Origin of the sequence: Prosthecodimorpha staleyi (assembly GCF_018729455.1) — a bacterium.
Taxonomy (GTDB): domain Bacteria; phylum Pseudomonadota; class Alphaproteobacteria; order Rhizobiales; family Ancalomicrobiaceae; genus Prosthecodimorpha; species Prosthecodimorpha staleyi.
Window position 1 is genome coordinate 232913 of sequence record NZ_JAHHZF010000001.1, and the last position, 21153, is coordinate 254065.

Consider the following 21153-nt stretch of genomic DNA (forward strand, 5'->3'; position numbering starts at 1 on the left):
GTACGAAACCCCGCCGTCAGATTGATGACAGCTTCGACCATGACGGCGGCGGACAAGTCCCGTCGCAATTTCGTTCGGATCGCAGGCCAAGGGTCTGGCATCCTGACCCTCTGATTCTCCCCGGATTTTCGCCTTGGCCTCCGCCTATCGCTCCGTCGCCGCACTGCTCGTGTCGGTGTTCCTGCTCCTGTCGGGCAACGGCCTTCTGTTGACCATCATCCCGCTCGGCGCGCGGGCGCATGGCCATAGCGAGATCGAGATCGGCTTCCTCGGCTCGGCTTATTTCGTCGGCATGCTGATCGGCGCGGTGATCAACCCGGCCGCAGTGCGCCGCTCCGGCCACGCGCGCGCCTATACGGCCTCCGTGGCGCTGGCCGTGATCGCGACGCTCGGCTTCGCAGTGTTCCATCAGGCCTGGGCCTGGATCCTGTTCCGCGGCGTGCTCGGCTTCTGCTTCGCGGGCCTCTATGCGACGGTCGAGAGCTGGCTGCAGGGCAAGTCCGAGAATGCGGTGCGCGGCCGGGTGCTGGCCGCCTACAGCGTCGTGCAATATGCCGGCTGGGCGGTCGGCAACCAGCTGATCGGCCTCGACGAGCCGACCTCCTTCACGCTTTTCTCCGGCGCCGCGGCCCTCCTCGCCGCCGCCATATTGCCGGTCATGATCACCAACGAGGATCCGCCCGAGCGGCCGTCTTCGCCCGAACTGCCGCTGCGCTGGCTGTGGCGCACCAGCCCGATCGGCGTCATCGGGGTCTTTCTGATCGGCGCCGCCAACGGCCCGTTCTGGAGCCTGACGCCGATCTACGCCGCCGGCATCGGACTCAGCTCCGGCGAGGTCGGCACCTTCATGACCATGCTGACGATCGGCTCGGCCCTCCTGCAGATCCCGATCGGGCGCCTGTCCGATCGCACCGACCGGCGCGCCGTGCTGGTCGGACTGGTCGTCGCAACGGGCCTGATCGAGGTGTTCCTCGCCGCCGCCGGCCCCCTGCCCCGCCTGGTGCTCTACGGCGTCGGGTTGGCGATCGGCTCGGTGCTGGCGACGCAATACTATGTCCTGGTCTCGCATGTGAACGACCGCAGCGGGCCGGAGCGCGCGGTCGGCGTCGCCGCGGTCCTGCTGCTCGCCTATTGCGTCGGCGCCATCGCCGGGCCGGTCACGGCCGGATATGCCATGTCGAAACTCGGTCCGGGCGGCCTCCATGTCCACAATGCGGTGGTGCACGCCGTGCTGGCGGCCTATGTGATCTGGCGCATGCTGGCGGCCTCCCGACCGCCTGCGACCGTCTCGGCCGCCCCAGCGCGGTCGCCCAATTGAGGATGCTTGCATGACCCGGGCCGCGCTCGTCGGTTCCCTGATGGCGCTTACCGCCGGCATCCTGTGGAGCTTCGGCGTCCTCACAGTGCGCTTCGCCACGGAGTCCGACCCGTTCCAGTATCTGGTCTGGCGCGGCATCGGCGTGCTGATCGCCATGGAGACGATTTCGTTGGTCGGCGGCCAGGGCCTCCTCTTGCCGCGCTTCCTGAAGAGCGACGGGCTCGGCATCCTGGCCGCCGCCGGTCTGGTGCTGGCCGCCGTCGCCTTCATCTTCGCGCTGAAGTCGACCACGGTCGCCGCTGCGGTGTTCTTCTCGTCGACCGCGCCGCTGCAGACGGCGATCCTCGCCCGGATCGTGCTCGGCGAGCGGCTCGGGCTGGTCGGCACCGCCGCCATCCTGATCGGGCTGGCCGGCCTCGTCGTCATGGTCGGCGGCGAACTCGGCTCGGGCAGCCTCGCCGGCAATCTCGGCGGCCTGCTGTCGGCCTTCGGCTTCGCCGTCTATGCGGTCTGCGTCCGGGTCGGCAAGGGGCGCGACTGGGCGCCGGTGCTGTCGGGCTACGGGCTCCTGACCCTGGTCGTCTGCGTTGCCACCACGCTCGTCAACGGGCGACCGCTCGTCGTGCCGCCCTTCGACGCCGCCATGGCGCTGATCCACGGCGCGGTCCTGATCGGCATCGGCACGATCCTGTTCAACCGCGCGGCCCGAGTCGTGCCCGCTGTCGGCCTGACCGTGCTGGCCCAGACCGAGACCGTCTTCGCGCCGCTCTGGGTCTATCTGGTGCTCGCCGAGACGCCGCGCACATCGAGCCTGATCGGCGGTGCGCTGATCCTCGCCGCGATCCTGCTGCGCGCCCTCGCCCCCGCCAAGGACCCCGTCCCGGCTCTCGGCAGCGGGCCGACCTGACACGGATCGGGCCGGCCGTCTTGGCCGCCCTCGAAACCGGACAAGGTTCCCACCGGCGCTGCCTATGCCGACAGGGCGACGCCCCCCGCTCCGCCGCCCGCTCCAGGCGGGCGACGAGGGTCTCGACCGGCAGCGGCAGGCGGCCGTGGCCGGAGCGCAGGAACTCGACCAGTGCCATCTCGGCACGGCTGAGGCGGCCGTTGCGGCCCATGCGGGCGACCAGCCAGTCGACCTCGCCGTCGCTCAGCCGTTCGGCCTCCTCGATGGCGCGCGCCCGACGGGCATTGGTTTCGCGATGGGCGGTCTCGACCTTGTCGCCGAGGCTCTGCGTCAAACCCTCGATCAGGTTGCCGATCCCGGTCAGGCCATCGACGAAGCGATCGAGAAAGCTCGCGCCGTCGTCGGGAGCATCGAGCCAGGCCTGGCGCCGCAAGGCCTCCTCGCGCGCCGGCGTCTCGTGCAGCACCGCGGCCATCAGGTAGTTGCCGACCGCCTTGGCGAAGAGTGAAGCCCAGGTCTCGGCATTGTCGGCATGCCCGATGGCGTCATCGATGTCGAACAGCGCCTCCGCCTCCTCACGCGACACCGCCAGTCCGCCCTCGCCGCCCGCCCCGTAGAGGACGCGGCGGACCAGCGCGACCTCCGCCATGGTGATGTGACCGGGATCGAGTGGACCGTGCCGGGTCAGGCCGGTGCCGTCGACGACCGCGCGGCGGACTTCCGCCAGCGCCATGGCCGACAGGCGAAAGGGCACCGCGCGCGCGGTCTCCACGATTCGCACCAGCAGTTCGAGTTCGGTCTCGGAACGGATATGGCCGTCCTCGGTGAGGCGCCCGATCAGCCATTGCGCGGTCTCGCCGCCGACATAGCCGTGCGGCTCGGTCTGCATCACGACATGGTCGGTCATGGTCTCGACGAAGAAGTCCGACCAGTCGGGGACCACGTCGCGCACGCGCTGCTCGATGTCGAAGACGAAATCCGCCTCGGCCGGGTCGACCAGAGCGTCGGCATAGTAGTGCCCGCGCAGCGCGCGCACGTCCTCGGGCTCGACGCGGCCGGTCGCTCGGACCCGGTCCAGAAGACTGCGCTTGTCGACGCTCGGCATGGGACGGCTCCTCCGCAAGTCCGTTGCCGGAGAAGTCTGCCCGTCCCGCTTTGAGACGGCGTTAAGCCCGCGACCGCCGGAGCGCCCGGAGCCGTCTCCGGCCCGGGCGAAATGCGGCTTGGCCTAGCAAAGGCTTAAGATCGGCGTGGTCGGCCGTCGCCGCGGCCGCGCCGGGTCACTTGCAGTATTTCTGCCGCTCGACCTGGACGATCAGCGCGATGGTGCGCCGCTCGGTCGAGCTGAGGCCGAGCGCGCTTTCGTTGGAGGTGACACAGCCGGCATTGCCGAAGGTGCGGATGCCGCGCTCGGTCTGAAAGCAGTAGCCGCGCTCGTGATAGATCGAATTGCGCTCGTACCAGAGCTGCGGGCAGCTCATCGACCAGAAGTCCTTGGCGGCGGCCGGCGCGGCCCAGAGGACGAGCGAGGCGAGCGAACCGGCGGCGGCGAGTTGGCGCGAGACGATCATGGGGCGGGCTCCTCGTTGCGACGGGCTGGAGTCGGCGATCGGACGGACGGGCGCGTTCGGTCCGACCATGCGTCGGACCGAACGCGGAAACAAGACGGTCACCCTACGGATGACGGCCACCCGGACTGTTGCGCGGCAGACCGCGCGGACGGCCGGCTGCGCCCGGGCGAGACCGGCCGTCAGTACTCGACCACGCCGTCGAGCGCGTAATGCTTCACCGTCTTCCGGTTGGCGATCAGTTCGTCGACGGTCGGCTCGCCGCGCATGGCCCGGCCGATGGCGATCTTGGTCGCCTCGTAATTGGTCCGGTAGAGATCGGCCTTGTCGAGGTTCGGATCCTCCGCGCAGCGCGGATCGAGCCAGACCATGACGATCATGCACAGGTCGTCAAGCCCGTCCTTCGGCAGCACGCCCTCGATGACGCAATCGAGGATCGCGTCGCCGATCGCGCCCTGTACGACGCCGCCGAGCAGTTCGACATACTCGGCCGTGTGGATGGTCGCCTTGGTGGTCATCATGGTCGCCGGGCGGACCATCTGGTTGAGATCGCGCACCACGAACATGCGGGTATGGCCGACCACCTGCCCCATCATCGAGGCGAAGGCCTGGCCGGCCGGGCCGCGCACGGACCCGATCAGGACCTCCGGCATGGCGTCCGTCGCCTGTCCCTCGGCCGCCAGCACGGTCGCCTCGCCGGTGCGGAACCAGATCTCGCTCATCATTCGCCTCTTCGTGTCTGTCGGGGTGTCGGTTCGCCGAGCCGGATAGCCCGCCGGGGCGGCGCGGTCGAGTGCGGCATGGGGACACGAGGCGGAAATCGTTTCCCCCGCCGCGCCGTCCGCCTTGCTGTTCGCGCCCGAAATCTCAGCAGCAGCGTTCGATCAGCCGATCGATGAACCGCTCGCAGCGGCCGAGCTCGGCCATTTCGATGAACTCGTCCGGGCGGTGCGCCTGTTCGATCGAGCCGGGGCCGACGACGATGGACGGCACCCCGGCCATGTGGACGAACAGCCCAGCCTCGGTCCCATAGGCGACCTTGGCGTGGTCGTTGCGGCCGGCCAGCGCCTTGGCGACCGGGATGATCTCGGACCCCAGGTCCGTATCGAAGCCGGGCGTGCCGTTGACCAGCTCGATGACGATGCCGGTCGCCGGATCGATCGCCTTCATGCGCGGCTCCAGCACGTCGCGCGCGAAGCTGCGCACCTCGTCCTCGTAGGTCTGGTGCGAGATGCCCGGCAGCATGCGGAACTCGAAGGCGAATTCGCAGGTCTCCGGCACGATGTTGAGCACGGTGCCGCCGCCGATCACGCCGGTATGAGCGGTCGAGACCGGAACGTCGAAGGCCTCGTCGCGCGGCCCCTCCGCGAAATGGCGGTTGATGTCCCGGATCTTGAGGATCAGCTCGGCCGCATAGTCGATCGCGTTGACGCCGGCCGGTGCCAGCGAGGAATGCACCGGCTTGCCGGTGACGGTGACCTTGTAGTTGTGCTTGCCCTTGTGGGCGACGATCACCTGCATGCTGGTCGGCTCGCCGATGAAGGCGGCGACCGGGGCGACCGGTGCCAGGTCGGCGATCTTCTCCAGCGCATAGCGCACGCCGATGCAGCCGATCTCCTCGTCATGGCTGAGGCAGAGATGGATCGGACGCTGAAGCGGCGCCTGCAGCATCTCCGGCACCTTGGCCAGCGCGACGGCAATGAAGCCCTTCATGTCGGTCGTGCCGCGGCCGTAGAGCCGGCCGTCGCGCTCGACCAGACGGAACGGATCGGAAGCCCAGTCCTGCCCGTCGACCGGGACCGTGTCGGTATGGCCGGACAGCACGTAGCCGGCCTCGCCCGCGGGTCCGATGGTCGCCCAGAGATTGGCCTTGGTGCCGGTCGGATCGTAGATGCGGGTCGACTGCACACCGCGATTGGCGAGATAGTCTTCGACCCAGGCGATCAGCGGGATGTTGGAATTTCGGCTGGTCGTATCGAAGGAAACGAGGTCGCGAAGAATGTCGACGCTCGCGGCACTGGCGGGCCGGGTCCCGGTGGTGGTGTTCGACGTCATGATCCCATGGACTTCCGTGGTTCGGAAGTGAGGCATCCTATAGCCCTGGCGCCGTCGCGGCCAGCCGAAGAGTGCGGCGGCATGGCTGTTGTTCGATCATCCCCTCCGACCGTGGGCCAGCCGTTCGACGACATCCGCCCAGGCGCCCGCAAAGGGATGGAAGGTGAAGCGGATCACATGCCGGCCCGCCGGCACCCGCACCGCCCGGAAGATCGCGTCGGCCTTCAGCATCTCGGCCGGCCGGCCGTCCAGTTCGGCCCGCCACCACCGGTGCCAGACATCGGTCAGAACGACGAAGCCGGCCTCGGCCGCATCGACTTCGAGCACCACCTCGGTGTTGTGGTAGGCCGCGATCGCGACCCGCCCGGGCTCGGCCGCCGCCGGCCCGGCATTCTTGGCCACCTCGGCGACGCCGGCCGGCAGCACCTCCAGCGCCACCTCGCGCGCCGGATCGAAGCCCTCCGGCCAGCGGCCGGTCTCCAGCAGGCGGGCAAAATCGGCCTGACGCGCCCGGGCGACGAACAGTGCGCGCGGCAGGGCGTCCCGGTTCTCGTAGATCCTCGTCTCGCCGATATGGGCGATCTCGACGATACGGCTGGCGTCATAGTGCGGATCGATCGACGCCAACGGGACATTGGCGGCGATGTAGCGCAGACCGAGAAGGCGCCCCATCACGGACGAATAGGACGGGAACATCGCATTGAACAGCCGCTGGTCCGGCAAGCCGATCGTGTCCTGCGCCGCGGTCGCCGCCTGGAAGGTGTTGATCCGCAAAGGATTGTAGCCGAGCACCGTGTCGAAGCCATGCACCATGCCGGCATTCGGCCAGTGGAAGCCGAGACCGGCCAGTTCGACCCGATCGCGGCGCGCGCCCGTCGCGGTCTCCCGGGTCCGGGCCTTGAGGAAGCGGATCGTCGGATCGGAGCTGTCGGGTTTCAGCGCCTCGAAGGTGGCCGGCGGATAGGCGGTCGATTCGTTCGGGGCGTTGTTCCAGCCGAGGTCGACGGCGGTGAAGCCGGCGAGGAGCACGACTGCCAGCGCCGCCCAGCGGCCGCGCGCGACGGTTCCGGCCAGCGCCAGCACCAGGAGCGCGGCCCCGAAGAACAGGATCGCGGTCGCGGTCGGCTTGACGGCCTCCTTGAGCCGGTCGGCATGGAGCCCGAAGGCGACCGGCAGCACCACCAGGACCAGAAGCGCCAGCCCCCATTGCAGCGCGCGGGCGAACCGTCCGGCCGGCGGCACGGTGCCGTCGAGCCAGCGATGGGTCAGGTAGCCGCCCAGCACCGCGATCCAGAAGCCGAGCATGAAGGTGGCGTCGGCCGGCCGGCGATAGAGCTTCACGCCCGGCAGCCAGTCGAAGAACAGCGTGAAGACCGGCGTGTACCAGCCGATGGCGTAGAAGACGGTGAGCGCCGCCATGACGGCGAACAGCCGGATCTCGCGCGCCGCCAGAAGTCCGCGGCCGAGCCCGAGCATCAGGACGGCGGCGATCGGCACCGCGCCGGCGTAGAAGGCGGCCATGTTCTGGGCGAGGTAGATGTCGGTCACCCCGAAGGCGGCGCTCGGCGGGCCCCAATAGTGCACGTCCGGATTGCCCTGGCCGAACAGGTCGGCGATCACGGCTGTGATCAGCGAGGCCGGGTGCAGCGAGCCTCGGCCGGCGCCGATATAGTCGATCTCCGGCCGGTTCGATTCCGCCGCCAGCAGCAAGGTCAGCACGACCGGAACCACCACCACGGCCAGGCCCGCGATCGCCCCGGCCGAAAGCGGCCTCACCGCACCGGCGACCCGCCCGCCGAGCCCGCGGTTGCCCATGCCGTCGCCGAACAGGACGGCGGCGATCACCTGGCCGATCAGGAGATAGATCCCGAGCAGCGCGATCTGGTCGCGTCCGAGCGCCAGCACGCCGGCCGCGGCGCCCGCCAACAGCCCCCAGCCGAAGGAGCGGCGTTCGAGCGCCCGGGCGAGCAACAGCATCGCCAGCGGGATCGCCGCATAGCTGATCACCTGACCGGTATGCTGGATCCGCCAGGCGGCCGAACCGCCGAAGGCGAAGGACAGCGCCGCCACCGCGCCGGCCGCCTGATGCCAGCCGCGATCGCGAAAATAGACGAACAGCGACAGCGCCCCGACCAGCAGGCTCGCATAGACGGTCGCGTCCATCGCCGCAAAGCTCGGCGCCGCATTGACGAGCGCGAGCAGCACAAAGGCCGGCACGAAGATCAGCGATTGCGGATCGGCCACCTGCGGCCAGCCGGCAAAGATGTTCGGGTTCCAGAAGGGCGATTCGCCTCGGTTCAGCGATCCTGCCAGGAACTGCAGCTGCGGCTGGAAATGCGCCTTGGCGTCCCACGGCACGGTCCAGGTGCCGGAGATCCAGGGCCAGGCGAGCCAGCCCCACAGAGCGCCGATGACCAGGACCGCGAAGACGCTGAGACCCGTCCGCGAGCCCCCCGCCGCGGGGCGGCCCGCCGGCCCCGCCATACTCATCGGCCGGTTCCGGGTCCCGGCGTCGCAGGCGGGACCGCCGGCAGCGCCGCCTCGTCGGCCGGACTGTCGTCGAAGCCGGCCGTCTCCTGGACAAGATAGAGCGGGCGGCGCTTCACCTCGGAGAAGACGTGGCCGATATACTCGCCGATGATGCCGAGCCCGATCAGTTGCACGCCGGCCGACAGCATCAGGCCGACGATCAGCGACGGATAGCCGGGCACGTCGGCGCCGAAGATCAGCGTGCGCATGAAGATATAGGCGCCGTAGGCAAGCGCCAGCAGCGACACCACGCTGCCGATATAGGTCCAGATGCGCAGCGGCAGCGTGCCGAAGGAGGTGATCGCGTTCATCGCCAGCCGCATCAGCTTCAGGAAGCCGAACTGACTGGCGCCGCTTTCGCGCGCCTCCATGTCGACCGGCACGGTGCGCGTCTTGAAGCCCGCCCAGGCGAGCAGGCCGCGGTTGAAGCGGTTGCGCTCCGGCATGGCCAGGAAGGCGTCGACCACCTTGCGGTCGATCAGCATGAAGTCGCCGGTCTCGCGGTCGATCTTCACCTCGCTCATCATGTCGAACAGGCGATAGAACCACTTCGTCAGGATCTTGCGGGTGAACCCGCCGCGGTCGAGGCCGACGCGGCGCGCATAGACGATCGCGATGCCCTCCTCCTGCCACGGCTTGAGCAGGTCCGGGATGCCCTCCGGGGGATGCTGCAGGTCGGAATCCATCAGGATCACGGCCCGCCCGCTGGTGCGTGCAAGGCCCGCGGTGACGCCGATCTCCTTGCCGAAATTGCGCGACAGGCTGACCACCTTGAGCCCGGGCACATGCTCGCGCAGCGCCTTCAGGCGGGCCAGGGTGTCGTCGGTCGAGCCGTCGTCGATGGCCACGATCTCGAACGGCAGGCCGATGCCCTGCAACACCGGCACGAGGCGGGCGAACAGGCGATCGAGCCCGCGCGACTCGTTGCGCATCGGCAGGACGACCGACAGGACCGGTCCGGCGACGGCGCGACCCTTGAAGTCGACCGGGAGTATCGTCATGGGACTGCGTTCCTTTTCGGGCCCGCGCCGGCTATGGTGCCGCGCCCGCCCGTCGCTCAGTTCGTATCGTCAATGACAGACTTCGCCGATGTTTGACAAGAAGAGACTGGTCCTCTGCGCGGACGACTTCGGCCTGTCGCGGGGCGTGGATGCGGCGGTTCTGGACCTCGTCGAACGGGGCCGGCTGAGTGCCGTCAGCTGCATGGTGGCAGGTTCCGACTGCGCGGCGGGCGGCGCGGAACTGGCACGACTGGCCGACCGGACCGACATCGGACTGCATCTGACCCTGACCGATCTGGCCCCGCTCGGGCCAATGCCGGCGACCATGCCGGGCGGCGCCGTGCCAACCATCGGGGCGCTGATCGGCAAGGCTCTCGCCGGCCGCATCGCCTATGCGGAGACCAAGGCGGAGATCGGGCGCCAACTGGCCCGTTTCACGGAGATTTTCGGCCGCCCGCCCGATTTCGTCGACGGCCACCAGCACTGCCACGTGCTGCCCGGCATCCGCCGCGCGCTGATCGAGGAGGTCGCCGCCCTGACCGGGCGCGGCCACCGGATGTGGCTGCGTTCCTGCGCCGAACCGTTCACGGCGATCCGCCGGCGCGGCATCGAGGTGCCCAAGACGAGCTTCATCGCCTTCCTGTCGCGCGGCATGGGCGACGACGCCCGCCGCGCCGGCGCCGCCGTCAACGACAGCTTCCGGGGCGTGACCAACTTCTCGCCCGAACCGTCGTTCCGCACCTGCATGCAGCGCTTCCTGACCGGCGCCGGCAGCGTCCCGCTGGTCATGTGCCATCCGGCCGCCGACGGCCATCCGGCCGACCCGACCGACGCGATCATGCCGGCGCGCCTGCGCGAATATGCCCATCTCGGCAGCGACGCCTTCCCGGCCGACCTCGAAGCCGCCGGCATCCGCATCGGCCGCTTCTTCGACGAAGATTGAGCCGGCTCAGCGGATGCGGTCGCGGGCGCGGATGACGAAGGCGATCACCTCGGCGACCGCGCGATAGAGCTCCTCGGGGATCTCCGCATCGAGTTCGATCCGCGAAAGGGCGTCGGCGAGCACCGGGTTCTGCTCGATGGCGACGCCGGAGGCGCGCGCCTCGGCCACGATCGCGTCGGCGATCGGCCCGCGCCCGGTCGCCACCACGCGCGGTGCGGACGGCGCCTCGTAGGTCAGCGCCACGGCGATGCGGCGGCGGGGGTCCTCGTCGGCCGGGGGCGGGCTCATGCGCTGCGGTCCACAAAATGGGTCGCCGCGCGTCCGTCCGCGACCGGCGGCCGCCCCTCGGCCAGATGGATCTCGTCGACCGTCAGCCGCGCCGCCTCCAGCGCGTCGCGCAGCAGGCCGACCTCGGCGCCGAGTTGCGCGGCGGCCTCGACCCGCTCGGTCCAAAGGCCGACCGACAGGTGTTCGCCCTGCAGGGACAGGAGGGCGTGGATCGCCCCGAAGGGTTCCAGATCGAAGGCGAAGCGCACCCGCCAGACCGGCGCGGCCAGCTTGCCGTCCCGGCCGGAGCGGCCGCGCTCGTCGCGCTCGATGCGGAATTGCGCGATGCCGGTCTCGCCGCGCGTCAGGATCGGTAGTTCGAAGGTCCATTGCGGCGGCTGCGCCCGGTCCTGCGCGGCCGAACGTCCCGCCGCCTCGGCCTCGGACCCGAGCGAGGCATATTGGCTGAGCATCAGCCGCGCGAGCGCCGCCTCCGTCTCCTGGCGCACCACCCGCCCCTGCCCGACTGGATCGCCCGCGCCGGGTCCCTGGCCCGTGGCCGGCGCCTCACCCTGAATCGCGCCCCCGCGCCGCGGCGGCGGGCTCGGCGACCCGTCCGGATCGCCGGCCACCGGTGCGGCGCCGGAGCCGGCCGCGCGCAGGGCCTGCGCGGCCATCAACTGGCGCGCCGCAAGATCGGCTTCGGGCGCCTCGCCGGGCGGCAGTCCGCCCGGGGCCTCGCCCGCCGCAGCGGCGCGTTGCACGAGCGTGCGCAACAGACGCGCCACGGCGTCGGCCTCATGGGCGCCACCGGCCTCGGACCCCGTGCCGGCGACACTGCCGGCGAGCGCGGCGGCCAGCAGATCGGCACCCGCCAATGCGGACGACGGCGTCGGCGCGCTCCCGGACAGGCGATCCGACGCCGCAGGCCCGACGTCATCGGGTGCCGGCAGCCCCGCGGACGATGCCGGCTCGGGTCCGGCGGCCACTCCGCCGGGCCCCCGGCCGGGCCGACCGGCGGCGGCGGCGGCCGATCCGGCCGCATCCGGTCCCCACAGACCCGTCGGCGGCGTGGCGTCCGGGTCGGCAGTTTCAGGGCCGGGGCCGGGGCCGGCTCCGGCCGCGCCGGGCGGCGAACCTGCGGGCGCCCTCAACCCCGCCGTGGTCTCCGGCATGGCACCGGTCAGAAGCTGATCCTGTCCGCTTGCCGCCGGAAGCCGCGACAGAAGCGCCGCCGAGGGTGCGTAGCCGGCGCCCGACGGTCCGCTCGGCCGCCCGTTCGCCGGCGCGCTTCGCACCGACGGGCCGGCGTCCGGACCGGCCTCGGCCGTCGGCCGCGCCACGGCCATGCCGCCGGCCTGTGCCGACGCGCCGCCCGTCGGCAGGGTCGGCGCCGCGATCGAACCGGGTCCGGCCGGCAGAACACCAGCCGCTAGACCGGCGCCGGACACCGGCTGATCGGCAAGGGATGGGGCGCCCGGAAGAGCACTGGTCGCGCCGGCGGCGGCACCCGAAAGACCAGACTGAAGTCCGCGCGCGTCGGGCGCGGGCCCGGCAGCCGGGGCCGCCGCCGGCGAACTGCCGCCGCCGGCCGTCGCGGACGGTCCGAGCCAGGCGCCGAGCGCCGTGCGCAGGCGCAGGAGCGACGCCTTGAGGTCGTCGCCCGCTGCGAGGCCGGCCCGGGCGGCAGGGCCAGTTCCTGCGGCGGTTGCCTCGTGGAAGACGCCGGAGCCGAGTACCGCGCGCGCCAGGCGGCGCGCGTCCGGCGCCCGGTCGAGATCGAGCCGCCGGCCGAGAAGGTCGGCGACGGCCGCGCGCACGGCATCGGGGACCCGGTCGGGCGCCGCCGCCGCCAGCGCCGTCGCGTCCGCGAAGAGCCGCGCCATGCCGGCCTGCCGGGCCGCAGCCGCCATGACGGCCTCGCCGACCACCTGCCGACGGACCGCGGCCGGATCGGAGGCGGCCGGATCGGAGGCGGGCGCATCGGCCGCAGCCGACGGCGCGGCATCGTCGGCTGCCTTGACCGCCAGGCGCGCGACGAGCCCGCCGCCTTCGCCCGGCTCGATCGCCAGCGCCACCAGCCGGCCGGGCTCGACGCCCTCGGCTGCGCCCATCAGCGCGGACAGCGGGATGTCCAGTTCCCCGAGGCGGGTCGACAGGCGCACCATGCCCTTGTCGGTGATGTCCAGGATGCGGGCATCGAGCACCAGCCCGCCCCGCGGCGCGGTGAAATCGCCCGGGGCAGTCTCGCGCGGTACGCCGACCGCTCTGCCGGAAAGCACGTCGATGACCATGGACCCTCCGTTCGGACCGGTCCCCGCATCAGTGTAGCGGTGCTTTGCGAGCCGGCCAACGGCTCCGTGTGCGGCGCGCTTCGCAACCGCACGATGCGACTCGCGAAGAGTTCATATTTTTGTCACGGATCGTTGCAATTATGCAACTCATTGAAGATTCAAGAGTCGGGATCTTTACTTCATGTCATTCTTTCCGCAGTAGTTTCCTATCAACCGCGTTCCTCCGACCGGGTAGATTTCCGTGCAAGAGCTGAAGCGTTTCATCGGACACCTGTCCGCGCCGAGCCTGTTCGAGACGGCTTTGCTCGTCTGTCTCGCTTCGCTGGCCCTGGTTGCACTCTCCATCCAGTAGCCGAATCACGCCCTGCAATAGCGACCATGCCGCCGTCGGCCTGTCTCCAGGCGCGCGACGCCTTGCCGTAGCGCGAGCGGAGCCGTTGCGGCAGACTTCGGCAGCGCCGCGACCGGGAGCCGGCGTCGAATCCCGCCCGCCCGGCACCGGAACGCCATGACCGATCCTGCCGACGTCGCCTGTCTCGACCCCCTCCGCCTTCACGGCGTCGATCCCGTCCGCCTCGCCACCTTCCTCGCGGCGGAGCAGCAGGCCTATCGGCGGGCCCACCCGCACTCCGCCGAGCTCGCCTCCCGTGCGTCCGAACATTGGCACGGCGGCGTGCCGCTGCACTGGATGAGCGACTGGGGCCTGCCCTTCCCGCTCTTCCTCAAGGAGGCCAGCGGCTCCTGCCTGACCTGCGTCGACGGACACGAACATGCGGATTTCTGCCTTGGCGATACCGGCGCCATGTTCGGCCACGCGCCGGAGCCGGTGCGCCGGGCGGTCGCCCACCAGATCGCGCGCGGGGCGACCGCGATGCTGCCCTCGCTCCTGGTTCCCGAGGTCGGGCGGCTGCTCGCCGAGCGCTTCGCCCTGCCGGTCTGGCAGGCGACGCTGACGGCGAGCGACGCCAATCGGGCCGTCATCCGCTGGGCACGCGCGCTGACCGGCCGCAGCGACATCCTGATCTTCAACGGCGCCTATCACGGCGCGGTCGACGACGTGCATGTCCGCCTCGCCGACGGCGCCCCGATCCAACGGCCGGGCCTGGTCGGGCAGGTCTACGACATGCGCGCCCATACCCGTGTGGTCGAGTTCAACGACCTCGCGGCCCTGGAGGCTGCCCTTGCCGACGGCGGCGTCGCCCTGGTTCTCGCCGAACCGGTCATGACCAATATCGGCATGGTACTGCCGGACGAGGGCTATCACGCCGCCCTGCGCCGGCTGACCCGCGCCGCCGGCACCCTGCTCGCCATCGACGAGACGCATACGCTCTCGGCCGGCCCCGGCGGCTATGCCCGCGCCCATGCGCTCGAGCCGGATTTCCTGGTCGTCGGCAAGGCGATCGGCGGCGGCGTGCCGGCGGCGGTCTATGGCGTTACGGCAGCGGTCTCGCAGGGCATGGCGCGGGTGCGCGCCGAGGCGCCCGGCTATTCGGGCATCGGCACGACGCTGTCGGCCAACGCGTTGGCGATGGCGGCCATGCGCGCCATGTTCGAGGAGGTCATGACCGCGGACGCCTACCGGCACATGATCGCGACCGCTTCGGATCTCGCCGGACGCCTGCGCGCGATCATCGCCGAGCGCCGGCTGCCCTGGTGCGTGACCGCGGCCGGCGCCCGGGTCGAATTCATGCTCGCCCCCGAGCCGCCGCGCACCGGCGGCGCGGCGGCCCGGATCGGTTCGGCCGAGATCGAGGGCGCTCTGCGCCTCGCGCTGATCAATCGCGGCGTGGTCGTCACCCCGTTCCACAACATGCTGCTCGCCGCCCCGACCACCGGCCCCGAAGCGGTCGATCGCCTGTGCGCCGGCCTGGAAGACGCGCTGGACGCGATCGTCGCGCCCTGAAGCCGGCTCAGGACCGCGCGCGGTTATCCGGCGGTCAGAAGGTCTTGATGCGTCCGGCCTTGTCGATCGCCTCGACCACCCGTCCGTAGACGATCGAAGTCCACCCGTTCTCGTGGCCTTGATTGTTTGCGATCAGATAGCGCCCGTCGGCGGCGATGCGCGTGATCAGATGGGCGTCGATGTAACGTCCCTTGACCTTGCAGAAGACGATGTCGCCGACCGCGTACCGCTCCTGCCTGCGATAGACGCAGGTCGACGGATTGCTGAGGATCGGCAGCATCGAATTGCCGGAGCATTTCATGGTGGCGGATCCGAGCGTTTCGAGATCCCGGATCGTCCGGTCATATTTGTTCATAGGAAAACCTGTTCCTGTCGTATCGGCATGCTGAAATTCAATCGATCGCGGCCGGAGACGTCGCGCCGGCATTGAAGTCTGGGAGGAGCCCTGGCTTTCGGACCGGGGTCGCAAGGCGCCCGGCCAAACGCGGGGCGCTTCATATCGGCCAGTCGTGCCGGCAGCACGGGGACCGCAATGGCGCCCCCAAAGAACATCCGGCGGCGCGGGTAGCGTTGTCCGGAGCCGTTGCCAAAATCGGCAACGGCCTCCGAAGCGCTGAGAATGCTTGTGAAATCGTCGCTCAGACTGACGACGGATCGAGGTCGGCGCGCTCGTCGCGTCGAGGGCGCCGCCGCCGAATGGAGCATGGCCGCAGGCAGGACGAACGGAGACGGCACGGGCGCGTGCCCGCGAAGGAAGGTCTGCCGTGAGCCGTTCGCGTGTGAGCCGCAGCCCCTCCCCAACCTGAAAACGTTCGAGTGGCGGCCGGACGTTGTTCCGGTCCAGCCCAGGATCCCCAAAGGCGCGCGACGACCGGCGGGATGCCGTCGCCGATCAGCCCTCCGCCCTTAAGCCGATCGCCCACTGGGCCGCCGGCGTCAAGTCCGTGGCCGGCAGCCGCCGCATGCCTTGCGGGCCGCGGGCGATCATGAAGGACCGCGCCGCGACCTTTCCGCGGGCCGAGCCAGCTGCCCGCCCGCCCGGCTGCCCCGTCAGAGAAGACGCGGCAGATAGAGAACCAGGTCGATCACCGCCAGCAGGACGGTCAGGCCGACCGCAAGACGGACGCGCCGCGCATCGACCGGATGCACGGCCGGCTTCACAACCATAGCGGGCATGGCTTCCGACGCGCCGGGCGCAACCGTGACCATCAACTCAGTACCTTCCGCCCGATACGCCATAGGGTTCCCCAACTCCAACGTCATTCCCACCTTCAATTTTCGCCGAAGCGATTACGGTTCGATTAACATTGAGGCCGATTAACCAGCCTCGATCCGAGTCACAAGCCGGGCCCTGTGGGCAACGCCACATCGAGCACCCGCAGTTGCACTCTTGCATCACCCTGCCAATGGTCCAGCGACAGCGAACCGGCGACATGGATCATCCGGCCGCGCGCCTCCAGAAGGGCGCGGCCGAGCGGCTCCGAGGCGGCCCGGAAGGCCATCGCCTTGAGGGTCGTGCCGTCGCCGGCCGCGAGGCTGGCGCGGACATGGCCCTGGCCGACGGTTTCCACATAGGTCACCCGATGCGCCGCCAGCGCGAAGACCGGTTCGGGATGGCCGGCCCCGTAGGGTCCCGCCTTCTCGACCATCTCGACGAAGCCGACCGTCGCGCCGGAGGCCGACAGGACACCGTCGAGCACCAGGTCGGACACCGCCAGGCTGTCGGCGACCGCATCGGCGACGCGAGCCTCGACATGGGCGCGGAACGCCTCCAGCCGATCGCGCTCGATGGTCAGGCCGGCCGCCATGGCGTGGCCGCCGCCCTTGACCAGCAGCCCTGCGGCGACCGCCGAGCGCACCGCCGCGCCGAGGTCGACGCCGCCGATCGAGCGCCCCGAGCCGGTCCCGACCGGACCGCGATCGAAGGCGATCGCGAAAGCCGGCCGGCGCCATCGCTCCTTCAGCCGCGACGCGATCAGGCCGACCACGCCGGGATGCCAAGTTTCTGAGGCGGTCACGATCACGGGCCCCGGGTCGCCCATGGCGTCGACCTCGGCGACGGCCTCTTCGAGCATCGCCGTCTCGATGACCTGCCGTTCGCGGTTCAGCCGGTCGAGTTCCGCCGCCAGCCGTTCGGCGGCGACCGGGTCCTCGGTCGCCAGCAGTTCGGCGCCGAGCGCGGCATTGCCGATCCGGCCGCCGGCATTGATGCGCGGCCCGATCAGGTAGCCGAGATGACTGCTGGCGATCGGACCGTTCAGGCGCGCCACGGTGGCGAGCGCGGCCAGCCCAACATTGCGCCGGCTGCGCGCGACGGCGAGCCCGCGCACCACGAAGGCCCGGTTGAGCCCGATCAGCGGCACCACGTCGGCGACCGTGCCGAGCGCGACCAGATCGAGCAGGGCCATCAGGTCCGGCTCGGCGCGCTTCGCGAAGGCGCCGCGCCGGCGCAGTTCGCGATTGACCGCCACCATGGTCATGAAGGTGACGCCGACGGCCGCCAGATGGCCGAGGCCGGACAGGTCGTCCTGACGGTTCGGGTTGACCACCGCCACGGCCGGGGGCAGCGCGACATCGCATTGATGATGATCGATCACGACCGTGTCGAGCCCGAGCCGCCGGGCCTCCTCCAGCGGCTCGAAGCTGGTCGACCCGCAATCGAGCGTGATCAGGAGGCGCGCGCCGCCCTTCGCAAGCCCGCGGATCGCCTCGACATTGGGACCGTAGCCCTCGATCAGGCGATCGGGAATGTAGACGGTCGACCGCACGCCGAGGGCGGCGAGATAGCGCGTCGCGAGCGCGCAACTGGTCGCCCCGTCCACGTCATAGTCGCCGAACAGCGCGATCGCCTCGCCGGCCAGGACCGCATCGGCGATGCGCGCGGCGGCGGCATCCATGGCGGTCATCACCGAGGGATCCGGCATCAGGGCGCGCACGGTCGGCTCAAGAAAGCCGACCGCCGCCTCCAGGCCGACATCACGCCCCGCCATGATGCGCGCGACCATCTGGTCGATACCGGTGCGCTGCGTGATCGCCAGCGCCCTCGCCTCCCCGACCGCATCCAGCCGGTCGCGCCACCGCCGTCCGGTCACGGACCGCGCCACGCCGAGCACCGCCCGATCCGGCGCCCGATCGTCGATGGCGGGAAATCGAATCGTCATGACCACGAGGGTAGCCGAACCGCCCTATCCGGCCCACCGGCCACAGCAGGAACGTTCCCGTGATTCACGGTTCGGCCCGGGACGATGCAGGGATGTGACGGTGACCTTTGGGCAGCAGCGGCGCGTTCCGACCCGGCGTCCGGGCACGCCACCGCACCGAAAGCCGCCGAAAACCGCTCCGGTGACCCCAGGGGTCGAAATGTGAGTGGTTCGGATTGACGAGACCGATGGGGACCGTCCGTCTCGATCGAACCGCTCGAGCCGGACGCGGGGTCCGGACGGCCGGCGGTTGGACCGCGCCCTTCACGAGCGCGGCTTCGGACGCGGCAGCGGGGCCGTGTAGGCGGGCGGCGGCTCGCCGGCGGCGACTGCCGGAAGCCCTGCGGAAGGCGGCACCGTCGCGGTCGTTGCCGGCGCGGGATCGGCAAGTGCCGCCGGCTCGGTGGTGGTTGGATTGGGATTCGGGAACGAGAATCCCTGGATCACGCGGACCGGGCCGGCCGGCGCCACCACCTCCGGCGGGTGGGAAACCTCCGTCGTGGCGGCATTCGGGATGGCGTTGACGATCAGCGTTCCGGCCGGCGCGGCGCCGTCGCGGCGCGGCCTGGCAATCAGATCGCCCTTGGGCAGCGGCGGCGACGAAATGCGCGGCCCCGTCAATGCGAGCGGCGGCGGCGGTGTCCGAACGGGCGCGATCGCGGCCACTTGTGCGGAGGGGCCCGGCAGCGGCGCACCATCGCCGCGACCGGTCTCGACCGGATCGGCTGCCGTCGCCGGCGTCCCCGGCCCGGACGGAACCGCAGGCGGCAGGACCGCAGCGGACGGGTAGGCAATCGCCGGCGCGGCGACCGACGCGGACGTATGCGAGCCCCCCGGTGCCGGGCCGGCCGGCGCCGGGCGCTGCGTCGGCAGCGGGGGAGCGCGCTCGATCGACGGCGGCAGGGCCGACGTCATGTCGCCGGGCGGCGCATAGGCGGCCAGCGGAATCCTGCGTTCGGGCACCCGTTCATGACGGACCGTCGGCGCTCCGGCATCCGCGGTCGGGTTGCCGGCGAACGGCGGCTTGCCGCGGCCGTCGACGGTAGGGGCCCCGGCGCTCGGATCGGCATGGCCCGCAAGGCCGGTCCCGTGCGGACCGGTTGGCGGCGGGGCGGCCTTCGCGTCCGCCAATGCCGGTGGCGGCGCTTTTCCGCCGGGCGCGGGCGGCGCCAAGGTCAGGGGTCCGACGGCCTCTCCGGTCACGCCGGATCCGATGCGGCCGCTCCCGGCGAGCGCAGGCGGCGCGAAACGGGGGACAGCATCGATGGCCGGAGCGCCATAGAGGCTGAACTGTCGGCCGCAGTGATCGACCCATTCCATCGCCGCCCCGATGCCGTCGATCGGCAGGCTGGAATCGTCGATGTTGCCCGAGCGCGACCTCACCGTCAGGACCCGGCCGCGCTTCAGCGCCAATTCGAAGCCGGGGACGTCGCCCGGATGGATCGCGAACCGGTTCGGATCGAGGGCATAGGCGTCGGCCGGCACCGTGCGCTGCCCGTCGATCAGCAGCGTCACGTCCTGGTCCTTGTCGGGATCGAGCTGAAAGGACGAACGGATGACCTGGATGCCCCAGCCGGCACCGCCGCCGATCACGATGGACATCCGGTCGCCTTTGCGCCCGCCGCCGAGCGTCCGTTCCGCGACGCACTGGAACACCTGCCCCCTTTGCGTCACCTGCGGCTGACCGGTCCACGCACCGAGCTTCACTTCGCGGCCGGGCACGACCATCACGCCGGATTGGGCGGAGGCAGGGCGGAAGGAAAGCGGAAACAGGATACAGGAGACCAGCGAAACCCCGGCGCACAGGAGCACGGACCGGGTTCCAAGCTGCATGGAGTCTCCCCTCCGTTCGGACGATGGCGGCGCAGAGTGGTCGTTCAAAGCGGCGGAAGCAAGCGACCGGAAATCCGGCAGGAGGATGGCCGAGAAGAGTTAACAGAGTTTCCGACAGGCGCTCGGCCGCACTTTTCCTGGGGAATTTCCCGGCAATTTCGTGACGGTCCGCGTCCGACCCGGCGGCCTGGAGCCCCGCACGGGGCATTTCGGCCGAAGATGGGCGAATCAGCCGGTGCCGCGCAGAGGTCCGGCCGGAATCGGGTGCCGCTACCGCAAGACGGTCCGGCGCATCTCTTCCGCCAGCCGCTCGCCGAGCCGGTCGACCTTGTCGGGAGCCCCCGGTTCGCGGGTCTGGACGGAGATCAGATAGATGCCGCCTTGCGAACGCGGCAGCAGCACCAGGGCAATGCGTCTTGTTCCCCCCGGATCGTCGCAGTCGACCACCTCGAACACGATCGGATCCGGCTTGCCGGCCTTCTTCGGTCCCGCCTTCGGGCGGGCGGGCGCCTTCTTGACCTCCCCGGCGCGCTTGCGGCATCCGGGGCTGGTGCCGATGATGCGGTCGGCGAGGCTCTGGGCGTTCTTGCCGGCCCAGACCTGAATCTCGCCCTGCATGCCGTCCGCCTTCCAGGACAGCGACTTGTCCTCCGACGGATAGGCCGGAATGCCCGGCGGCGGCCCGACCCGGACCTCCTTGGCCTCGACCGCCTGCAGCAGGCGACCCATCAGGCCGGCAATGTCCTGACGGAGCTTGGCGGCATCCGCCGTTGCCTTCTCGCGTCCGGGCGGGACGAAATTCGCGTAGCGCTTGGCGCAGGCCTCGACCCAGTCGAGCGCCCGCGCCACCCCGGCCAACGCCAGATCGTAATGTTCGTCCGCCGCCGCCACGCCGAGCGTCGAACCGCGGCGCAGGGCGCCGAGAAACCGCTCGATGTCGGGCACGCCGATGACCGCGACCTGGTCGGCCTGTGCCTCCGGATGCCCCTCGATCACCGCCTCGCCGTCGATGGTGATGCGGAAGCTGACCGGCGCCGCGCCGGTATCGCCGCCGGCGAAACCGAGCGTCCAGCCGTTGATGCGATCGAGCGCAATGGCCGCGGCGACTTCACGTCCGCTGGTCACCGAGGCGCGCTTGAAGCGCCCGGTCACCGCGCAGCGCGAGAAGGAGCCGCTGTCGTCGGTATTCGCCGTTCCAGTCCAGCGGCCGTACTGGAAGGTCTCCAGTTCAGCCGCCCGCGCGACGCCGACACCCGCCAGCGCGGCGACGCCGAGCAGACCGGCCATCAGGAACTCGCCTATACGCATCGGGACACCCACTGGCTTCCGGGCATT

16 protein-coding genes are annotated in these 21153 nt (G+C 70.7%); 4 read left to right on the plus strand and 12 right to left on the minus strand.

Annotated features, from left to right (window positions below):
- The first annotated feature begins 133 nt into the window (after window positions 1–133).
- Together KL771_RS00975 and KL771_RS00980 are read left to right on the plus strand one after the other, a co-directional pair.
- Window positions 134–1318: an MFS transporter gene (locus KL771_RS00975; protein WP_261966696.1), complete on the plus strand. Its 1185-nt coding sequence runs from the start codon at window positions 134–136 to the stop codon at window positions 1316–1318.
- A 10-nt stretch (window positions 1319–1328) separates the two neighbouring features.
- Complete coding sequence (locus KL771_RS00980; RefSeq protein ID WP_261966697.1) at window positions 1329–2225, plus strand: DMT family transporter; 897 nt, start codon at window positions 1329–1331, stop codon at window positions 2223–2225.
- Window positions 2226–3505: 1280 nt separating this feature from the next.
- On the opposite strand, the gene KL771_RS00985 is transcribed toward KL771_RS00980, so the two are convergent.
- From KL771_RS00985 to KL771_RS01005, 5 genes are all read right to left on the minus strand, one after another.
- Complete coding sequence (locus KL771_RS00985) at window positions 3506–3796, minus strand: YARHG domain-containing protein (RefSeq protein ID WP_261966698.1); 291 nt, start codon at window positions 3794–3796, stop codon at window positions 3506–3508.
- 179 nt (window positions 3797–3975) lie between these two features.
- Complete coding sequence (gene fae / locus KL771_RS00990; RefSeq protein ID WP_261966699.1) at window positions 3976–4515, minus strand: formaldehyde-activating enzyme; 540 nt, start codon at window positions 4513–4515, stop codon at window positions 3976–3978.
- 145 nt (window positions 4516–4660) lie between these two features.
- On the minus strand, window positions 4661–5848 hold the full coding sequence (argE, locus tag KL771_RS00995; RefSeq protein ID WP_261966700.1) for an acetylornithine deacetylase: 1188 nt from the start codon (window positions 5846–5848) through the stop codon (window positions 4661–4663).
- Between the two features lie 96 nt (window positions 5849–5944).
- Window positions 5945–8338: a YfhO family protein gene (locus tag KL771_RS01000; protein ID WP_261966701.1), complete on the minus strand. Its 2394-nt coding sequence runs from the start codon at window positions 8336–8338 to the stop codon at window positions 5945–5947.
- The gene (locus KL771_RS01005; RefSeq protein ID WP_261966702.1) at window positions 8335–9378 is read right to left on the minus strand and encodes a glycosyltransferase family 2 protein; all 1044 of its coding nucleotides are present in this window, start codon (window positions 9376–9378) and stop codon (window positions 8335–8337) included. Before KL771_RS01005 ends, KL771_RS01000 begins: the two co-directional genes overlap by 4 nt.
- An 88-nt stretch (window positions 9379–9466) precedes the next feature.
- Here KL771_RS01005 and KL771_RS01010 point away from each other — a divergent pair, with 88 nt between their 5' ends.
- The gene (locus tag KL771_RS01010) at window positions 9467–10321 is read left to right on the plus strand and encodes a ChbG/HpnK family deacetylase (protein WP_261966703.1); all 855 of its coding nucleotides are present in this window, start codon (window positions 9467–9469) and stop codon (window positions 10319–10321) included.
- 6 nt (window positions 10322–10327) lie between these two features.
- Here KL771_RS01010 and KL771_RS01015 read toward each other — a convergent pair whose 3' ends face one another.
- Both KL771_RS01015 and KL771_RS01020 read right to left on the minus strand, forming a co-directional pair.
- Window positions 10328–10609: an EscU/YscU/HrcU family type III secretion system export apparatus switch protein gene (locus tag KL771_RS01015; RefSeq protein ID WP_261966704.1), complete on the minus strand. Its 282-nt coding sequence runs from the start codon at window positions 10607–10609 to the stop codon at window positions 10328–10330.
- Window positions 10606–12882 carry a flagellar hook-length control protein FliK gene (locus KL771_RS01020; RefSeq protein ID WP_261966705.1) on the minus strand — a complete coding sequence of 759 codons (2277 nt, stop codon included), beginning with the start codon at window positions 12880–12882 and terminating at the stop codon, window positions 10606–10608. Before KL771_RS01020 ends, KL771_RS01015 begins: the two co-directional genes overlap by 4 nt.
- A gap of 508 nt (window positions 12883–13390) precedes the next feature.
- Between KL771_RS01020 and KL771_RS01025 the strand changes: the two genes are divergently transcribed.
- Window positions 13391–14785, plus strand: coding sequence for a transaminase (locus KL771_RS01025; protein ID WP_261966706.1), 1395 nt, complete (start codon window positions 13391–13393; stop codon window positions 14783–14785).
- Between the two features lie 34 nt (window positions 14786–14819).
- Here KL771_RS01025 and KL771_RS01030 read toward each other — a convergent pair whose 3' ends face one another.
- The 5 genes from KL771_RS01030 to KL771_RS01050 all read right to left on the minus strand — a co-directional run bounded on the left by KL771_RS01030 (window position 14820) and on the right by KL771_RS01050 (window position 21126).
- Entirely contained in the window at window positions 14820–15140 is a 321-nt protein-coding gene (locus tag KL771_RS01030; RefSeq protein WP_261966707.1) for a hypothetical protein, read from the minus strand.
- Window positions 15141–15835: 695 nt separating this feature from the next.
- A complete protein-coding gene (locus tag KL771_RS01035) occupies window positions 15836–15961 on the minus strand; it encodes a hypothetical protein (RefSeq protein ID WP_261966708.1) in 126 nt (41 codons plus the stop codon).
- Between the two features lie 161 nt (window positions 15962–16122).
- Complete coding sequence (gene recJ, locus KL771_RS01040; protein ID WP_261966709.1) at window positions 16123–17946, minus strand: single-stranded-DNA-specific exonuclease RecJ; 1824 nt, start codon at window positions 17944–17946, stop codon at window positions 16123–16125.
- Window positions 17947–18249: 303 nt separating this feature from the next.
- Complete coding sequence (locus KL771_RS01045; RefSeq protein ID WP_261966710.1) at window positions 18250–19818, minus strand: hypothetical protein; 1569 nt, start codon at window positions 19816–19818, stop codon at window positions 18250–18252.
- A 270-nt stretch (window positions 19819–20088) separates the two neighbouring features.
- Window positions 20089–21126 (minus strand): hypothetical protein, encoded by a 1038-nt coding sequence (locus KL771_RS01050; RefSeq protein WP_261966711.1) that lies wholly within the window; start codon window positions 21124–21126, stop codon window positions 20089–20091.
- Window positions 21127–21153: the final 27 nt, after the last annotated feature.